The 18,029-nt window shown below is 69.8% G+C and carries 14 protein-coding genes and 2 pseudogenes; 12 read left to right on the forward strand and 4 right to left on the reverse strand.

Features of this window, described 5'->3' with window-relative positions; translation table 11 throughout:
• Positions 1-19 precede the first annotated feature (19 nt).
• The 3 genes from AC07BS_RS03955 to AC07BS_RS03965 all read left to right on the forward strand — a co-directional run bounded on the left by AC07BS_RS03955 (position 20) and on the right by AC07BS_RS03965 (position 4,278).
• Entirely contained in the window at positions 20-2,956 is a 2,937-nt protein-coding gene (locus AC07BS_RS03955) for an AfsR/SARP family transcriptional regulator (RefSeq protein ID WP_478930003.1), read from the forward strand.
• A 414-nt stretch (positions 2,957-3,370) separates the two neighbouring features.
• Positions 3,371-3,688: a hypothetical protein gene (locus AC07BS_RS03960; RefSeq protein WP_478930004.1), complete on the forward strand. Its 318-nt coding sequence runs from the start codon at positions 3,371-3,373 to the stop codon at positions 3,686-3,688.
• Positions 3,682-4,278 (forward strand): hypothetical protein, encoded by a 597-nt coding sequence (locus AC07BS_RS03965; RefSeq protein WP_478930006.1) that lies wholly within the window; start codon positions 3,682-3,684, stop codon positions 4,276-4,278. The genes AC07BS_RS03960 and AC07BS_RS03965 overlap by 7 nt, the downstream gene beginning before the upstream one ends.
• A 38-nt stretch (positions 4,279-4,316) precedes the next feature.
• Here AC07BS_RS03965 and AC07BS_RS03970 read toward each other — a convergent pair whose 3' ends face one another.
• Positions 4,317-5,312 carry an aldo/keto reductase gene (locus tag AC07BS_RS03970; RefSeq protein ID WP_478930008.1) on the reverse strand — a complete coding sequence of 332 codons (996 nt, stop codon included), beginning with the start codon at positions 5,310-5,312 and terminating at the stop codon, positions 4,317-4,319.
• 374 nt (positions 5,313-5,686) lie between these two features.
• Between AC07BS_RS03970 and vph the strand changes: the two genes are divergently transcribed.
• The 4 genes and pseudogenes from vph to AC07BS_RS03990 form a co-directional block, all read left to right on the forward strand.
• On the forward strand, positions 5,687-6,553 hold the full coding sequence (vph, locus tag AC07BS_RS03975; protein WP_478930010.1) for a viomycin phosphotransferase: 867 nt from the start codon (positions 5,687-5,689) through the stop codon (positions 6,551-6,553).
• A 519-nt stretch (positions 6,554-7,072) separates the two neighbouring features.
• Positions 7,073-7,423, forward strand: a complete 351-nt coding sequence (locus tag AC07BS_RS03980; RefSeq protein WP_478930012.1) for a hypothetical protein — start codon at positions 7,073-7,075, stop codon at positions 7,421-7,423.
• Between the two features lie 22 nt (positions 7,424-7,445).
• Positions 7,446-8,245 (forward strand): IS5 family transposase gene (locus tag AC07BS_RS03985; protein WP_478930071.1). Its coding sequence is split into 2 segments (ribosomal slippage): positions 7,446-7,785 and positions 7,785-8,245, totalling 801 coding nucleotides; the frame shifts between segments, so codons are not numbered across the junction.
• 53 nt (positions 8,246-8,298) lie between these two features.
• A pseudogene (locus AC07BS_RS03990) lies at positions 8,299-8,475 on the forward strand (RICIN domain-containing protein); the annotation flags it as partial.
• Positions 8,476-8,559: 84 nt separating this feature from the next.
• On the opposite strand, the gene AC07BS_RS03995 reads toward AC07BS_RS03990, so the two are convergent.
• Entirely contained in the window at positions 8,560-9,756 is a 1,197-nt protein-coding gene (locus tag AC07BS_RS03995) for a Gfo/Idh/MocA family protein (protein ID WP_478930014.1), read from the reverse strand.
• 79 nt (positions 9,757-9,835) lie between these two features.
• Entirely contained in the window at positions 9,836-10,678 is an 843-nt protein-coding gene (locus tag AC07BS_RS04000) for a TauD/TfdA family dioxygenase (RefSeq protein WP_478930016.1), read from the reverse strand.
• Positions 10,679-11,003: 325 nt separating this feature from the next.
• On the opposite strand from AC07BS_RS04000, the gene AC07BS_RS04005 reads away from it, so the two are divergent.
• The 5 genes from AC07BS_RS04005 to AC07BS_RS04025 all read left to right on the forward strand — a co-directional run bounded on the left by AC07BS_RS04005 (position 11,004) and on the right by AC07BS_RS04025 (position 17,512).
• A complete protein-coding gene (locus AC07BS_RS04005; RefSeq protein WP_478930017.1) occupies positions 11,004-12,473 on the forward strand; it encodes a radical SAM protein in 1,470 nt (489 codons plus the stop codon).
• Between the two features lie 7 nt (positions 12,474-12,480).
• The gene (locus AC07BS_RS04010; RefSeq protein ID WP_478930019.1) at positions 12,481-13,794 is read left to right on the forward strand and encodes a hypothetical protein; all 1,314 of its coding nucleotides are present in this window, start codon (positions 12,481-12,483) and stop codon (positions 13,792-13,794) included.
• A gap of 158 nt (positions 13,795-13,952) precedes the next feature.
• Positions 13,953-14,942, forward strand: a complete 990-nt coding sequence (locus tag AC07BS_RS04015) for a TauD/TfdA family dioxygenase (RefSeq protein WP_478930021.1) — start codon at positions 13,953-13,955, stop codon at positions 14,940-14,942.
• Between the two features lie 114 nt (positions 14,943-15,056).
• Entirely contained in the window at positions 15,057-15,995 is a 939-nt protein-coding gene (locus AC07BS_RS04020; protein WP_478930023.1) for a hypothetical protein, read from the forward strand.
• Between the two features lie 122 nt (positions 15,996-16,117).
• Positions 16,118-17,512, forward strand: a complete 1,395-nt coding sequence (locus tag AC07BS_RS04025; RefSeq protein ID WP_478930025.1) for a hypothetical protein — start codon at positions 16,118-16,120, stop codon at positions 17,510-17,512.
• A 287-nt stretch (positions 17,513-17,799) separates the two neighbouring features.
• On the opposite strand, the pseudogene AC07BS_RS04030 reads toward AC07BS_RS04025, so the two are convergent.
• Positions 17,800-18,029 (reverse strand): annotated as a pseudogene (locus AC07BS_RS04030) (IS5/IS1182 family transposase); the annotation flags it as partial.

The raw sequence follows: 18,029 nt of genomic DNA on the forward strand, positions 1-18,029 counted from the left end.
TGAAGTGCCTGGGGGGAAGATGAGATTCGGCGTACTGGGGCCGTTACATGCCCGGATCACCGGACGCGAGGCCCGATTGGACGGACCGCGTCAGGCCAAGATGCTGGCCGCGCTTCTGATCGACGCCAACCACGTCGTCTCCATGGAACGGCTCGTCGCCGTGATGTGGGACGCGAAAGCGCCCGCCACCGCGGTCCGTCAAATCCAGGACGCTCTCTCCGGCCTGCGCCGCAACCTCGCCGCGTGCGGAGCACCAGGCCCCCTGATCAGTACGCGGCGCGGCGGCTACGAGATCCACCTGGCCCCGGATCAGCTCGACCTGCTGGAGTTCGACCACGAGCGGCGCCTCGCCGAACGGCACACGGATCCGTCCGAGACAGCTGTCGCACTCCGGCGGGCGCTGGCCTGCTGGCGTGGGCACGCCCTGACCGACATCTCCAGCCGGGTCCTGGAGATCGATGCGGCACGGCTGAACGAGAAACGCGCGGACACACTCAAACAGTGTCTGGTCATCGAACTCGGTCTGGGACGCCATCGAGAGGTCATTGACGAGCTGACCGCTCTGCTCCGCGAGCACCCCTACGACGAGCATGTCGCCGAACACCTGATGGTCGCTCTCTATCGGTGTCGGAGACAAGGCGAGGCGCTGCACGTGTACGAGCGGCTCCGCCGGACACTGGCCGACGAACTCGGCGTCGACCCCACCCCGCCGCTCCAGGCGCTGCACCAACGCATCCTCACCGCGGATCCTGCCTTGACGACCCCGGTCCCGGCCGGCAGGCCCTTGGGCATACCATCGCAGAGCCCCGACGCGGCGGCCGCCGGGCCGGCCATGGCGATGCCTGTCCGTCAACTACCTCTTGACGTACCGGACTTCGTGGGCCGGGCCGAGGCGCTGGCCGAGATCGCCGGACTGCTCGACGGGTCGGCGCCGAACCGGGCCCGAGTGGCCGTCATCGTGGGCGGACCCGGTGTCGGCAAGTCCTGCCTGGTGACGCACGCCGCGCGGCTGGCGAGCGGTGCCTTCCCCGATGGCCAGCTCTACCTCAACCTCGCGGCGACGTCCGATGAGCCGCGGGACCCGGGAATGATGCTTGCCGAGGCACTGCGCGCGCTCTCGATCGCCGGCAGCGCGATCCCCAAGGGCCTGGCCGAGCGGGCTGCGCTCTACCGGTCGTTGCTGGTGGACCGTCGCATGCTGGTGGTGCTGGACGATGCCGGTCAAGCCGATCAGGTACTGCCCTTGCTGCCCGCTGCCGACGGCTGTGCCGTGTTGATCACCAGCCGCACTCTGCTGACGCAGCTTCCCGGCGCTCTGCACATCGACCTGGACGTGCTGAGCCCGGCAGAGGCGCGGGAGTTGTTCACCGGAATCGTCGGGCGGTCGCGGGTCGAGCGGGAACCGGAGGAGGCCGACGCGATCCTCGACTGCTGCGGCAATCTGCCGCTGGCGATCCGGATCGCCAGCGGCAAGCTCACGGGCCGTCCGGCTTGGTCGCTGCGGGTGCTGCGGGAGCGCATCGAGGACGAGTCCCGGAGGCTGGCCGAGCTGAGGCTCGGGGACCTCAGCGTGCGAGCCAGCGTCGAACTGAGCTTACGGCTGCTGCCGGCCGACGCGGTGCGCGCGCTGAGCCTGCTGGGTCTGCTCGGAGCCTACACCCTGCCCGGCTGGGTGGTCGGCCCGCTGCTGGACCGCTCGGACGCCGAAGAGGTGCTGGACACCCTCGTCGACGCCAGCCTGGTGCGGCTGACCGCCACCGACGCCCTCGGCGAGCCGCGTTACCGGCTGCACGACCTGATCAGGACCTGTGCCGTGGAGAGCGCCGCCCCGCTGCCCACGGAGGAGAAGCGAGAGGTGATCGTCCGGGTGCTGTCCGTCTGGCTCGACCTGATCGGGCGCGGCACCGATCGGCTGCCGGCGGCGGGGCTGCTGGCAACCCCGCCCGGTACGGCACCGCGCCGCTCGCTGCCTGATGCGGTCGTGGACCGGCTGATGACCGACCCGGTCGGCTGGTTCGACGCGGAACGCGACAACCTGCTCGGCGCGGTGAAACTGGCCGTGGACTGGGGCCTGGACGAAATGGCCTGGGAGCTGGCGGCCGGCGCAGCAACCTACTACGACCACCGGTGTCTCTATCAGGACTGGCAGCACGGGCACCGCCTCGCGTTGGACGCGGCCGAGGCCGCAGGCAACATGCGCGGCGCATCGGTGCTGCTGCGCGGCCTTGGCCAGCTGCACATCTACCAGGACGAATTCGATCGCGCCGCCCAGGCCCTGGAGACCTCCCTCGGGCTGTGTCGGGACAGTGGCGACAAACGCGGCGAGGCGCTGTCGGTAGCCATGCTGGGTACGGTCAGCCGCGTGCAGGGCCGTGACGACGAAGCCCTCGAACGCGTCGAACACGCGCTGGCCATCGCGGCCGGTGAGGGCGACCGGCACATAGAAGCGCAGCTGTCCTGCTCCATGGCCGTGATGAAACTCATGCAGGGCAGACTCGACGAGGCGGAGTTCTGGTTCGACGGGGCCTTGAGCCGGGCCAGGACGCTGCGCGACGACCATCGCGTGGCCGTGGTGCTGCGGCGGTTCAGCCGGCTGCACGATCGGCGCGGTGATCCGGACGAGGCGCTGCGCTGCCTGGGGCAGGCGTTGGCCACCTTCGAGGAACTGGCCGACGAGCGGTGCGTCGCGTACACGCTGTTGGAAGTCGGCCGCGTGTACGCCGGCCAACACGACCGGGACCGGGCGAGCCCGGCGTTGGAGCGCGCGGCGGGCCTGTTCCACCGGCACGGCGACCGCCAGGACGAGGCCACCTGCTGGCAACTGATCGGCGACCTCGACGCCGCCGCCGGCGTTCACCACCTGGCGAACCAGCACCGAGGGCGGGCGCTGCGCCTGTGGCGGACGATCGGCGACATCAACCAGACGAACGCTCCGGCGCGGCCATCGTCGCCGTGAGGTGGCCATGTCCCTGATCGGAGATGCCTGTCCGATCAGGGATCAGTGAAACTCCGGCCGGCCTGCCTGCCGGACAGACCGCGCGTCGGCCACTGCGTATGCGTACGGGATGGGCTGACGAAGCCGCACCTGGTGGCCGGCGGTTTCGGGGTGACGGTGGTGTAGTCGCGCACGGCGACGGTGCTGTCGCCCGGTCGTCAACCAGCGGCTGTTGCCGGAAGGCATGCGGACGGCCAGGGACCGGAAATGGTTTCGACTGCACGTTGGACATCAGCCGCCGTCCTGCCGGTGACAACGAGGTCCATCCCCTCCAAGCCGGGCTCCAGGCAGAGTAGCAACCATCGGTAGGACCCCCGGCACGAGGACCTGGACGGCGACGTCCGAGGCCGGGCGGAGTAGGCGGAGTGGGGGCGCATGGAGCAGCTGCTCGCCGCCGTGGCACCGGGCACGAGCGGGCACGAGCGGGTGTCGGTGCTCCGGCGTTACGATCCGGCTCCTCTCGTCGCATCGTCGGACGTCCATCCAGGCACGTCGCACCGGCGTCACAGCAAGGGCGCTGTTCTGTGCCTCGGTAGAGTGACCGCCGTGAAATCGAGGATCGCGTCAGTGCTCATCACCATCACCGCTGAATGCCCCAACGGCTCGGCCTCGAGGTGTCCCGACAAGGGGGAGAGGCCGTCGGGCTTCACCCAGGCAGTGCGTTTCACCGGCGCCGGAGCGCGGTCATGCTGACGTTGACGCACCAGGACTGGGACGCGGCGGCACTGTGGCTGCTCGACGACCCCTACGTCTTCGCGGCCACCGGCCCCCGCCGGCACGAGGACTGGACGCACGACGTCCTCGCCGTGCTGCACCGGGAGGTCCCCGACCCCCGCGGCTGGGGACGGCTGGACGTGGACCGCACCAACACCACGCGATACGGGGTCCCCGCCTACCCCTTCGACCCCCCGGCTGCGGAAAAGATGCCCGGCCTCCTGTACCGCCTGGAAGCCGAGGCGGCGGTCGCCGCGCTCGCCGTCATGAGCGAGGAGTGGCAGGCGGAACCCGCCCCCGTCCGTACTCGCCCGGACCGGGAAGCCGTGCTGGCGGACGCCCGGATCCTGCTCGGCAGGTACGGCCCCGCCGCGCAGTACTGGACCAACGCGACGGCCGCCGCTTCGGACCCCGCCCCGGACTTCGTGGCGGCGGGCCTGCAGGGCACGCGCTCCCACACCTTCCTGACCTCCGCGTACCTCGATGGCATCGACCTGTACTACGACCTCGGCCTGATCGCCGTGTCCGGCGACGAGGTGGGGGTCTTCTGGTCGATCGGGGCGTTCTGACGCCCGGTGCCCCGGCCGGCCCGGCACCCCCAATCGGTTCAGTGCCCCAGCCGGCTCAGCGCCTGCTCCGGGTAGCGTCCGCCGGCCACCGCCTCGGCAGGGACGGCGTCGCTGATCCGCGCCAGCTGCTCGGGCGTCATGACCAGGTCCACGGCCGCGGCGTTCTCCTCCAGGCGGGCGGAGCGCTTGGTACCGGGGATCGGGATGATGTCGTCGCCCTGGGCGAGCAGCCAGCCGAGGGCGGCCTGCGCGGGGGTGCACCCGATCTCTCCCGCGACGGCTTCGAGGGCCCGTACGAGCGCGAGGTTGCGGTCGATGTTCTCGGCGGAGAACCGGGGCCAGCGCAGCCGGTTGTCCCCTTCGGACAGCTCGTCGCGCGAGGAGACGGCGCCGGCGAGCATGCCGCGGCCCAGCGGGGAGTACGCCACCACGGCCGTGCCGAGCTCCCGGCAGGTCGCGAGCATCTCCCCCTCGACCACGTCCCGGGTAGCGAGGGAGTACTCCATCTGCACGGCGCTGACCGGGTGCACGGCGTGGGCGTCGCGCAGAGTCCCGGGGCTCACTTCCGACAGGCCGAGGAAGCGCACCTTGCCGGCGGAGACGAGCTCCGCCATGGCGCCCACGGTCTCCTCGACCGGGACCTCGGGAGAGCGGCGGTGGACGTAGTACAGGTCGATGTGGTCGACGCCCAGCCTCTGGAGCGAGGCGTCGCAGGCTCGCCTCACGTGCTGCGGCGAGTTGTCGACCCGGTCCACCCGTCCGCTGACCGGGTCGTGCCGCAGCCCGAACTTCGTGGCGAGGAAGAAGCTCTCGCGCGTCCGCCCGCGCAGCCAGCCTCCCAGAAGCTCCTCGTTGGCCCCTTGCCCGTAGGCGTCGGCCGTGTCGAGGAAGGTGATGCCCAGCTCCGCGGCGCGGTCGAGGGTGCGCTGTGTCTCCGCCGGATCGGCGGGGCCGTAGGCGATGGACATGCCCATGCACCCGAGACCGATAGCCGAAACGGTCGCACCGCTGCCACCGAGTCTGCGGTTCTTCATGACGTGCTTCTCCTCACGTGTCCCGTGGCTCACTGCCCGCTGCCCTGCCTCTGTTTCACCAGGGCCGAGTAGGCGCGGCCCCCGACGAGCCGGGGGACCTCGCTCGCGTGGTCGACGTCCGAAGGGAGGAAGGCCGTCATGGCCGGTGGCTCCTCGGGCAGTTCGACCTCCCGCATCCTCGCATCGATCGCCGCCGCCACAAGGGCCGGGACTGTAAATCGTTGGTGCTGGCTCACTTTCGGGATGCCGTTGGTGATCTCTGCCCTCCACCGCAGGCCGGGCCGTATCGGACCGGACTACGAGCTCGCTGTTACGCCGGGGGCATAGGGCACCGTAAACACGGCAGCCCCTTTGACCAAGGAGAGTTCATATCCATGGAGACCCTATGGACGCACCGCGCTCTGCTGAGCAGGCTGCTGCCCGACGACAAGCCGGATGACCTTACCGTTCACCAGGGCCAGTTCCACCACGTAGTCGTCGGGGCGGAGCACGTCGTGTGTTTCCCCCGTACCGTCGCCGCTGCTCATCGACTCCTCGGCCGGGCGGAGCGCCTGCGTGCTCTCGCTGGGCTCGGACTGGGCTTCCGCATCCCCGAGCCTCTGGAGCTGAGCGCCGCGGCCGACCCGGACGGGCCGGCGTACCTGGTGCTCACTCGTGTCCCTGGCGAAACCCTGGAGCCGGAGGTTCTCAGGAGCCCTGAAGTGGCGGTGGCGGTCACCGCTCAGTACGCCGCCCTGCTGTCCGGGCTGGCCGCGGCCGGCGGTGACGACAAGGCACGCGCGGTACTCCCGCACACCCCCGAAGGGCATTGGCGGGAGTTCGCCACCAGCGTCCGGGCTGAGCTGTTCCCGCTCATGAACGATGCCGGCCGTGCGCGGGCCGAGCGGGAGCTCGTCGCGCTCGACGGCTTGCCCCACCTCACTTCCGCTGTGGTCCATGGCGACCTCGGCGGGGAGAACGTGCTCTGGGTGACCGCCGATGGGATGCCACGGCTCAGCGGAGTGATCGACTGGGATGAGGTCACCCTCGGCGACCAGGCCGAGGACCTCGCCGCGATCGGCGCCAGCTACGGCGACGAAGTGCTCGGCCGGGTGCTCGCCCTCCACAGCGGGGCCCAGGATGATGGCTTGACCGACCGGATCGCCGCGATCCGCGGCTCCTTCGCTCTGCAGCAGGCCCTCTACGCCCAGCGCGACGATGACGAGGAAGAGCTGACCGACGGGCTGACGGGCTACCGCTGATCACATGAGGAACGAACCGACGAGTTGGACCGCCCGAGCGGCCAACTCTGCCCCACATCGAAGCCCACGAGCCCAGAAGCGCGTCAGGTCGCGGCGCATGTTCTTGACGCCTTGCGGGTGCGGACAGAGGCGACCCCATCCATGTGGTCCATCGCCCGGCCCCAGGTGACGCATGCCTGTTCGATGGCGCCTTGGCCTGGTTGTAGCCCTGCCTGGGCGACGAGGTCGAGGGCGATGATGCGGGCGTAGGTGCCGGGCGGGCGGCTGGTGGAGGCCATGGCGTACCGCTGGGCGGCGTTGCGAGGGTCGCCAAGGGTGGCGAAGACTTGGCGGTGCGGGAGCGGACGGTAGCTTCAATTGGCCCCCAGTCGCGGGCCCAGAAGGGTGTCGGGTCGCCCTTGGCCGCGTCGAGAGGGGCGCGAGCGCGCTCGACTGCGTGCACGGCCTGCTGTGGCTGGCCGGACTTGGCCAGCGCGTGGGTCCGAGCGATGTGAAGAGGGCCTCGGTCGCGGGATCGACGTGGCCTTTGACGCGGTCCAGGCCGGTCTCGGCCAGGGCCAGGCAGTGCTCGGCACGGTGGATCTTCATGCCCTGTTGGGACATCGTCCGCATGACGAAGCCGTCGTGGCCAAGGATGCTGGATTCGGCTGCGAGTGCGTAAGTCTGCCGCTGTGGGGGGGCGTCGTCATCGGCGGCCGGGCCGACGGAAACGGGGGCGGGGATCTCGGGGCGGGTTTCGTTGCGGATTTCGGGCCTCTGGGCATGGACATGGACGGCCGGGCGCAGGCTCAGGCTGCGCAGCGCGATCACGGAGGCGGTGGTGCAGGCGAAGGCGGCGATCCCGCTTTACAAGGCATCTCATTTGGTTGAGTAGGCTGCTGCCGTGGCGGGGATCGTTGAGCGGTTGGTGCCAGATGAGCTGTGGGAACTGTTCCAGCGGGTGGTGCCCGAGGCGCCGTCACGGCCGCAGGGTGGCGGCCGGCGTCGCCACGGCGACCGTGAGGTGCTGGCCGCGATCGTGTTCGTCGCGACCTCGGGCTGCACGTGGCAGCAGTTGCCCGCCGCCTCGTTCGGCCCGTCCGGCGCGACAGCACACCGCCGGTTCACCGAATGGACCAAGGCCCGGGTGTGGGCCAAGCTCCACCGCCTGGTCCTCGACGAACTCGGCTCTCGAGGCGACCTGGATTGGTCGAGGTGCGCAATCGACTCGGTCAACATGCGAGCCCTCAAAAGGGGGACCTGACGGGTCCGAATCCTGTCGACCGGGGCAAGTACGGCTCGAAAATCCACCTGATCACCGAACGGACCGGTCTGCCCCTGTCCGTCGGAGTCTCCGGCGCCAACGTCCACGACAGCCAGGCCCTGATCCCGCTCGTGAAGGGCATACCACCCATTCGGTCCCGTCGCGGCCCTCGCCGCCGAAGGCCCGCCAAGCTCCACGCCGACAAGGGATACGACTACCGCCACCTGCGGCAATGGCTGTCACAGCGAGGCATCCAGCATCGCATCGCCCGCAAGGGCGTGGACACCTCACAGCGACTCGGTCGACACCGCTGGACCATCGAACGGACCGTGGCCTGGCTTGCCGGCTGCCGCCGACTCCACCGTCGCTACGAACGCAAGGCCGAACACTTCCTCGCCTTCACCAGCCTCGCCTGCACCCTCATCTGCAACCGCCGACTCGACAAATGAGATGACTCGTAAGACCTTGTTGATCGGTCCACCTCTATACACCGTGCCCCGGGATGTCGTCACTCTTCCGGGCGCGGTGTCAGCGGTTCCGCTTCCTCGCCACCGACAGCGGTTACGTCCGGGTGGTCAACCAGGCCACCGGCAAGGCCGCCGACGTGGAGAACTGCTCCACCCCGGGCGGGGCGGACGTCCGTCAGGGGACCTGGCTGCACAACGCCTGCCAGCAGTGGCGGCTGAACCCGGGTGTAGTCGGTTTACCGGCCCGGCCGCCGAAGGGCGGTCGGGCCGGGTCGTGGGGAGTGGCCGGTGCCGGATCAGGCCGGTGCGTCCCCGAAGTCCCGGACCTCCAACTGCGCGCCGTCCGCCAGAGCGGATCGGTGGGCGACCAGGCCCGGCAGGGTGTAGCGTGCCGCCGTCCAGGCGTCGACCGGGGGCGTCACCCCGGTCAGGCATGCCGTGACGAAGTCGTCCGCGAGGAACTGGCGGGCACCCTGATGCCCGTTGGGGAGCCCGGTGAACTCGGCGGGCAGCCGGCCGGTGTCGTGGACGGGCGCGAACCTGCTGACGAACGCCTCACGCAGGGAGGGGTCGACACAGGCGAGCGCTGCGTCGTCGAGACGGGCGGTCGGCACCACGCGCATCAACTGCTCGATGTCCTCCGCCTTCTCACGGTCCTGCCACAGCGTGGTGGTGGCCAGTTGCTCGAAGCTGGCCTCCGAACCGAAGAAGCGGTAACGGGACTCGCGCAGCAGGGACGGATAGCCCACCCGCCGCATCTCGTTGGTGCGGACGACGCCGCCGTCCGCCGTGCGGAAGAGCGCGGTGGCGTTGGAGATGTCGTTGTCCCAGCGGCTGATCTCCCGGTCGAACACCCCGTCGCCCCTGGTGTCGGAAACGCCTAGGCAGGACACGGACGTGACGTGCGAGCCCGTGACCGCAAGGACGCCGCCCAGGGCGTGGGTCGGGTAGTACATGGGCGGGAAGCTCGCGCTCTCCTTCCAGCGGGCTCCACCGCTGTAGCGGTACGCGTCGTAGAAGCCGAGATCCATGTCGTGCACGTAGTCGCCCTCGGCGTAGAAGATGTCGCCGAAGGCGCCCTCCGCGTGCCGTTCCCGGCAGTACACGACGGCGGGGTTGTAGTAACTGGTCTCACCCATCATGTAGGTGAGCCGGGTGCGGCGCACGGCCTCGATGATCGCCTCGATCTCTTCCTCGGAGACGGCCATCGGCACGCAGGAGTAGACGTGCTTTCCGGCCTCCAGGCCCTGGACGACGAGGGGGCCGTGGGTCCAGCGCTGGGTGAAGATCGCGACGGCGTCCACGTCGGAGGCGAGCATGTCCTCGTAAGACGGGTAGGTGGTGGTGACGGCGTGCCGGGCGGACTCGCGCGTGAGCCGCTCGGGCACGGCCTCGGTGAGGCGGACGTCGTGGACGCCGGGGTGGGCCTGGAAGAGAGGGATGAAGGCGCGGGCGAACTGCCCCGCACCGACGATGCCGATGCTCATGGTCACTGATGGCTCCCGGAGGTCGGAGGGCTGGCACACCTGCCCGCGCGGCACGGCCGCTCTCTCTGCCACATCCCGGCCCGCTTTACCGCTGTCCCCCGAGGTCCTGCACCTTGACGCGCATGAGGTGACGGCCGATGCCGTCGGGCCCCACGTCGGTGCGACCGTGCAGCAGGCGCCTGTTGTCCAGGAACAGGAGCTCGCCCGCCCGCAGCGGGAAGACCGTGGACAGGTGCGGTGCCTCCAGCGCGTGTTCGAACGCCTGGAGCGCGCCGAGGTGTTCCTCGTCCACGGCGTGCCCGGGCATCTTCAGCCCTGCGGGAACCCGCACTGGGCAGTAGCGCACGGTGGTGCCCGAGCCGTCCGTCGTGAGGATCGGGTGTTTCGTGACCGACGGCTCGTCGCTCCCGGGCCCCGGCGGAACGGCGAACGGATAGCTGGGATCCTGGAGCGCCCGCAGGTGGTCGCCGTCGGCGATCTCGGCGGCGATGTCCGCCGCGCCGGCCAGAACGGTCAGCCCGTCACCCGCGGGGCTCGGGCGGACGCACAGCAGTCCGAGGTAGGCGTGCGGCCGCGGCAGCAAGGGGGAGTCGGTGTGGAAGGGGTCCGGATCCCGGTAGGGGCGGGCCTGGCTGTCGACCACGTGGTGCACCAGCGCGTCCGGGTTGGGTCCGTTGTGGCTCGGATCGACCTCGCCCAGAGCGGCGGCGGCGATGACCAGCGCCTCGGCGTCGCTCGGGAAGCCTTCCACGACTACGGCCAGTGATGCGCGGACAGCGGTGACGGCGTCGTCCAGCAGCCGGTCCAATTCGGGAATCGCTTCACGGGCGCGGCGCAGAGCCTCCTGCTGAGCCCGCTCGTTCATCAGCTCTTTCGCCGGCCATGTGGAACTGAAGTCGGCCAGAGCGGCGGCGGTCGAATTTGTCATGACGAGTCGAGGTGGCCATACCATGGCAGGCATTGAACCGCACTTTTCGATCATCGATCGTAGCCAATCGCGTCGTCCGTCATTCGTTCGCCCAATGACACTCACACAGCGTGAGCCGCACCCGGACGTGTGACCACCCGGATTATCCGCCGACAGGCCGGACCACGGGAAGTGGACCTCGGGGCCGTCCGCCCCTACCGCATGAATCACGCCATGTTGCGGAACGGTCACGGGCCGTATTGACCATGGAAGGGGACGTGCTTAGCCTGTTCAGGCGCTATCCCGACCAGAGACGATCATCGACGTACCCGATACGGAGTGTCGCATGGGGATCAGCACGGCACCGTTATACGACCGTCGACAGGCGCTCCGCAGTCTCTTCGAGATCGACCCGGAATACCCGGTACCCAGGGTTTCCTCGTTGCTCTCCGACGAGCGCAACTACGAACTCCTCGGATACGTACAAGCCGAAGCCTTCACGCACGTCTTCACCGGGGACGAGGAAAGCAGGCCGGAACAGTTCTTCCGCGATCTGGACCGCCAGTTACGTGAGGCGCCTTCCTTTCACCTGTGGGCGGATATTCCGCTCTGCCGTTACCGCTGCCACTTCTGTCAATTTCCGATTCTCGTGACGAGCAACCGGACCGAGACGGCCAACGCGACCGCACGCCGCTGGGTGGACGCGAACATCGGGGAAGCCCAGTCCTGGGTGGAGGCCGTCCCGGCCCTGCGTACTACTCCGGTCGGCGAGTTCTGCCTGTTCGGCGGCACGCCGAGCGTCCTGCCGCCGCACGAGATCGAGCGCCTGATGAGCTTCTACCAGGAGACGTTCGTCTTCGACGAGCGGACCTCGATGCGGGCGGAGGGCAGTCCGGACTCCCTCACCGAGGAGATCCTGAAGACGCTTCGCGACGCGGAGTTCACCGCGCTCACCTACGGCGTCCAGTCCCTGGACGACCGGCTGCTGCAGGTCGCCAACCGCCGCCACACCGGTCAGCAGACGCTGGACGTTCGCGCGGCGGCTCGACGGCTGGGGTTCACCAGGGTCGACGGCGATCTCGTATACGGCCTGCCCGGACAGACGGTCCCCGGCTTCCTCGCGGACATCGACGGCCTGATCGAGGCCGATTTCAGCACCATCGTCGCGATCAAGCTCCACCTGCAGTCGTTCCATGACGTGGAATCGGCCATCGGACATGTCTCGCCGGCTCCGTGGGAGGACCCGCGCGTACGTGAGCAACTGGCCGAACGCGGCTTCGCCTGGCCATCACTGGGGCAGCAACTGCAGATGCGGGAGGGCGCCGTCGACCGACTCGCCGCCGCCGGCTACTACGAGCACCCCACCACCTACTTCCCCCAGCGGGAGATGGGACCGGAGGTGTGGCGCTCGTTGAACCTGGACCAGGACAAGCAGGTCCCCCAGGTGGGGATCGGCCTGGGCACCTACAGCTGGTGCGGGGACGCGGAGGCGAACGCGGTGGCCGCTCCGGCGAAGTACCTCAGCCTGGTCGAGAAGGGCGAGATCCCGCTGGAGAACGTCACAACTGTGAGCGTGGCGCACCGCGAGGTGCGAGCGGTGCAGATGGCGCTGTCCACCTGTCAGCCCCTGCTCGAAGAAGTGCACCGTTCCCGTTTTCCCGACAGCTCCCTGCTGTCCGGCAGATGGGGCGCGACGTTCGACTCGCTCAGCGACCGCGGGCTGGTGAGCGTCGACCGCACGGCCGGCAGCATCGCCCTCACCGAAGCAGGAGCCACGTTGGTGGAGGCCATCATCAACACCCAGCTGGGCCGGTGACACCGGGGTGCGCCTGGGACTGGTCTGCGGGGACGGCGTGCCCGCCAGCGGCCTGCTGACCATCTTCCGCAACGTGGTCGGCCTGGGCGCCGACCTCGAACTGCTGCAGCTGCCCGTATCCGCCGATCTGGGTTACTCATGGCGACCCGACAAGCTCGCCTATTTCCCGCACGGGCCGGCCGAGCAGGAGAGGTCCGCCTGGTGGCAGCCGGCCCGGCCTGACCCTCCCGAATTCGGGGATCCCGAACAGGCGGCGGCCGAGTGGAACTTCCTACGCACCTCGGTCGCGGAGGGGGCGGCTCTGGCGCCTGCCGAACGTGGCCGCCTGCACCAGCGCATCGACCGACGGACCGAGCGCTACCGCGCGTACTTCTCGGAGTGGATGCGCCGCAACCGGATCGACTGGACTGTCGCGGTCAACATGACCCTCTCGGACGCCGTGCCCGTCACCAAGGCGCTGCTCGCCGCGGCGCGCGAGCGCCGTCACGAGAACCGTTCCGGCGGCGTGCTCTTCTGGGACCACGACCTCTTCGGCAGTTGCGCGGACTATGCCGAACGGGTGCGCAGGTATCCCGACCGCCCCAACGAGTTCACCCCGCTGCCCGAGGTGGGACCGGGGGTGCGGTGGGCGGTGGTGTCCGAAGCCCTTGCGGAGGAGGCGGCGGGTTACCCGGTACCGGAGCGGCCGAGGGTGGTGCCCAACATCCTGCCCCGCGTGCCCACCGGGCCGCTGGAGCCCCGCCACGCGCAGTTCCTCGACGGCCTCGGTCTCGACCCCCGAAGACCGATCCTGCTCAACCCGGTACGGGTCTACCGGGTCAAGGGGGTGGAACTCGCCCTCGAAGTCCTGGCGGAGGCCCGGACGGCCAGCGCCGATCGCGGACTTCCCGCCCCGTACCTGCTCGTCTTCGGCAGTCTGGTGGAGGATCCGGCCTACGCCGAAGAGGTGCTGAGCACCGCACGGCGCCTCGACCTCCTGCCCGATGTGCGGTTCCTCGACGGCGTCCCGTTGGGCAGCGTCCAGGACGGCACCGGCTCCTGGCGGTTGGACGAGATCGACCTCCTTCGGACAGCCGCGGCGAGCGGCGGTGGCGTCGTCTTCACCCCGAACACCGAAGACGTCGAACCGTCGGCCTGGGGCCGGCGCTGGCCGCCGTCGCCGGAGTTCCTTGCGCGAGCACGAGCTACGCCGCTTTCACACCGACGTACGGCAACGACTTCTTCGTCGTCCCCGTGGAACCCCGCCCCGCCGCGACAGGCCGGACGGGTATCGAACTGGTGGCGGCGATGCAGGCGAACCGCGCCGGGGACCCGCACATGACCGGGCTGTTGCGGCGCAACCGGGAGATCGTCGACCGCCGGTTCCCGACTGGCCCGTGGGCCAAGTTGCTGACGGAGATGGCAGAAGGCACCGGATAGCCCGACCGTGCGGCACCGCCGCCTTCGCCGGACCCATCAAGACCGCAGGAGGGTACACACATGCGCAGGTCCGCCCCCGTGTCCGGCATCCAGGAGATCGTGCTCACCGCACAGGAGACGCGTCCTGCGGACGAGGTCATCCGCCGACTCGCGCGCGAGTACGGCACGATGGACGAACTCGGCCTGCTGGCGAGGCTCGCCGAACACCGCGACCTCCTCCCCGTACGGCTGACGGACGTGCTGGCCGGCGTCCGTTCCCGGTCGGGCAGCGCGGTCACCGTGGTCCGGCGGCCCCGCCTGGACGAAAACGTCGGCCCGACGCCGTCGCACTGGAAGCCGCGCGGACAGGCCGCCACGGCCGCCCACGACCTCTGGCTGGCGATGGTGTCCACGCACATCGGTGATCCGGTCTGCTGGCAGACGTTGCAGGAAGGCAGGCTGTTCAACGACGTACTGCCGATCCAGGGCCAGGAACACGCCCAGACCGGCCACGGCAGCGTCGACGACCTAGACTTCCACGTCGAGGACGCATTCGACGACGCCCGCTGCGACGTCCTGGCCCTCCTCTGCCTGCGCAACGAGGATCTCACCGCGACGACCGTCGCCACCGCAGACGGGCTCCTCGACATCGGTGCGGCGGACCACGAACTGCTCCGCCGGCCTCGGTTCGCCATCCGCCCCGACCCCGAACACCTCAAGGACGGCGGCCCCGTCGATCCGTCTCCCGTGTGGCGTCCCGTGCTCTTCGGCGGCCCGCGGCCGTATCTGCGGGTCGACCCGGCGTACACCACCACCGCGCCGGAGGACGACGAGGCCGCGCGCGCCTTCTCCCGGCTCTGCCGCCGGCTGGAGGGAGCCCTGGTGCCGGTCCGGCTGAGGCCCGGCGACCTGGTCCTCATCGACAACTACCAGGCGGTGCACGGCCGTGAGCCGTTCACGCCCCGTTACGACGGCACCGACCGCTGGCTGCGCAAACTCACCCTCACCTTCGACCTGGAGCGGTCCAACGGCCGTCGCCAGGCCGGGAGCCGGGCCCTTGCTCTCTCATGACGGCCGCCGACGGCGGAGTGACGACGGAGCGCCGAGGGATGTTACCTTCCGTGCGACCGCCACAACTCCCCGTCATCTCGGCGATGAACCAGTGGACGAACAGGGGCCGATGCGATGTCCGACGAGACGACCACACTCGACGCAACCGTCCTCGCCGCGCTGGTGGAGAGCCGCCTCGGCAGCCCTCCCGACACCGAGTTGTGGCGCTGGACCCATCTGTCCACGGTCCTCGGCGTGGAACTGGCCGACCGGCGTCGGGTGGTGGTCAAGATCCGCCCATTCGCCGACCGGTTGGCCGGCTGCAGCCGCACCCACCGGCTCATGTGGCAGGCAGGGCTGCCGTGCGCGGAGCCGCTGGGCGAACCGGTCCGGCTCGACGGCCGGATCGTGACGATGGAGTCATTGTTGGACGACGGCACCGCGCTCGACGTCGCGCCCCGCTCCTCGGCCGAGTCGGCCGCCGAACTGGCCCGGTTCGTGTCGCTCGCGCCCGCGGTGGATGAGGTCGGCACCCTCGACCCGGCTCCACCGTGGGTGGGGTGGAACCACGACCAGGACGGTGTCTGGCCCCTCCCCGACGACCAGCCGGAGGACCTCAACCGGCATCCGGGACCGGACTGGCTGGACGACGCGGCGACGCGGGTCCGCAAACGGCTCAGCGAACATGACCTCGGCGTGCCCGTCATCGGCCACTGCGACTGGGAGGCGCAGAACGTGACGTGGAAGAACGGCGCGCTGCACGCCGTGCACGACTGGGACAGCATCGTGGCGCTGCCGGAAATCGTGGTCGCCGGTGCGGCCGCCGCGGTGCACGCCGTTATGGGAGGGCGTCCTGGCGAGGCGACGATCGCCCACACCGCTCAGTTCCTCGACGCCTACCAGGCGGCCAGAAAGCTGCCCTGGACCGCTGCCGACCGCGAAGCCGCGTGGGCCGCCGGCGCCTGGGTGCACTGCTTCAACGCCAAGAAGGCGACGCTGCGTTCCGACGGCGCCCCCGTCGTCGCACGACTCGCCGACGGGATCGAGGAGCGGTTGCGTCGCGCAGGCGCGTAGGACCGCCTCCCATGCGATGAGTGGCCCGGCCGGGCGCGGCGGCCCGCACGGACGGCATCTGTGCCTCGTGAACATCTACACCTCGTGAAGACCTCCGAAGGCGACACCGAGAGGAACGAAGGATGCGCATAGGGGTTGTATGCGGCGACGGGCTGCCCGTGTCCGGGCTGCTGACCAGTCTGCGGTACGCGCTCGATCTCGGCGTGCGGTCAGGCGTGGCCGAACTGCCGGTGATCACGGACCTCGGCTACTCGTGGCGGTTCGACAAGGGCTTCACCCCGGACGGCCGAGGTGAGCCGTACCCGGACTGGATGATCCCCGCGTGCATGGAGTTGCCGGGCGATCCCGACGAGTGGGGGCGGGCTCTGCTGGCTGTGCGTGATCAGGTGGCCGCGCTCGAAGAACTCGACGCCCAGGAACGCACGTTGCTGCGGGAGGAGATCGACCGGCTTGCGGCTCCGTACGAGGAGCACTTCCGCGTCATGCTGGCGGACGTCGACGTGGTGATCACGATGAACATGACGCTCACGGACGCGGTACCGGTGACGCTGGCGCTGCTGCGAGTGCTGGACGAGATGTTCGCGGACGGGCAGCGCCCCGGACGGGTCTTGTGGTGGGACCACGACCTGCTCGCGAACTACGCGCGGACCGCCGACGGCAAACGCGTCTACCCGGCCTTCCCGAACGAGCTGACCCCCCTGCCCCGAGCGAACGGCTACACCTCCTGGGCGACGCTGACACCCACCCAGGTCACCGAGGCGGCCGGCTACCCGACCGACGCGGAGCCGATCCTTCTGCCGCCCATGGTGCCCCTGTCGGTACCGGACGGGGAACTGGAAGCGAACCAGCTCGAGTTCCTGGCGGACCACGGGGTCAAGGACGACCAGCCGGTGCTGGTGGTCCCGAAGCGCGTCGTCCCCGAGAAGGGCGTCGCGCAGACCCTGCGCCTGCACGCCGCGACCGTGGCGGAGGCGCAAAGACGCGGAGAACCCCTGCCGGTACTGGTCGTGTACGGCAGCCTCGCCGAGGAACGGGAGCACGCGCGGGAGATGCTCGACCTCGCGGACGGCCTCGGGCTCGACGGCCTGGTGGTCTGGGCCGACGGCGTGCCGCTCAGTACCTACCGCGACGCGTCGGGGATACACCTGGACGAGATCGACCTGCTGCACATCGCCCGGAAACGGTGGGGCGGAGTCGTCTACACGCCCGACGTGCCCGGCGTCGAGGCCGCGAGCATGCCGCCGGCGTTCGCCGCCGTGGCGGGACTGCCGTGTGCGGTGAGCCCGTTCAAGATCTTCGCGTCCGTCTACCCGGGATACGCGGCGGTGATGGTCGGCTCGTCCGACACAGAACTCGAGCGGGCGGCCCGCGAACTCCTCGACATGCTGGCGGCCGTGCGCAGCGGCGACCCCGTCGTGCGGCGGAAACTCGCCGAGAACCGCGACATCGCGCTGCGCACCTTCGGGGAGGACCACTGGCGCGCCTTCTGGAAGGAACTCGCCACCGCTTTCGAGTGACCGGCCGCGGCTGGGGCTGCGGGCGGGGCTGCGGCTCCAGGAGACCGGGAGGTCCCTGACCGATGAGGGCAGCCGAACTCCTGTGCAACATCGACGGTTTGGAGTGCGCCGGGACCGTGTCCGATCCGCGAGGCCCCGGCACCTCCGAGCGGTGGGCGCGCAGCCCCGATCCTGGTAGCGCTGCCGGACCGGCGAAGCGGACTTGGGATGCCGTCCGGCACCACCACGCGCCCTATCGCACCGCCGGGTGTACTCGATGGCGGGATTCGCCTGGCCGATCCGCGAGCGAGGCGGCGGTAGCCGGTCAGCCAGGAGATGGTGCGCTCGATCACCCATCTGCGGCGGCCGAGACGTTCGCTGGAGTCGATGCCTTGCGGGCGATGCGGACGCCGATGTGCTTGCCCCACAGCCATTTCCGCAGGTGCGGGATGTCGTAGGCCTTGTCGGCGTGGAGCCGCTGCGGCTTGGACTCTGCAGCGTGGGATTCGTGTCCCATGTGGAAATGGGACAGCATCGG

It is taken from the genome of Streptomyces sp. NPDC044063, from assembly GCF_056434285.1.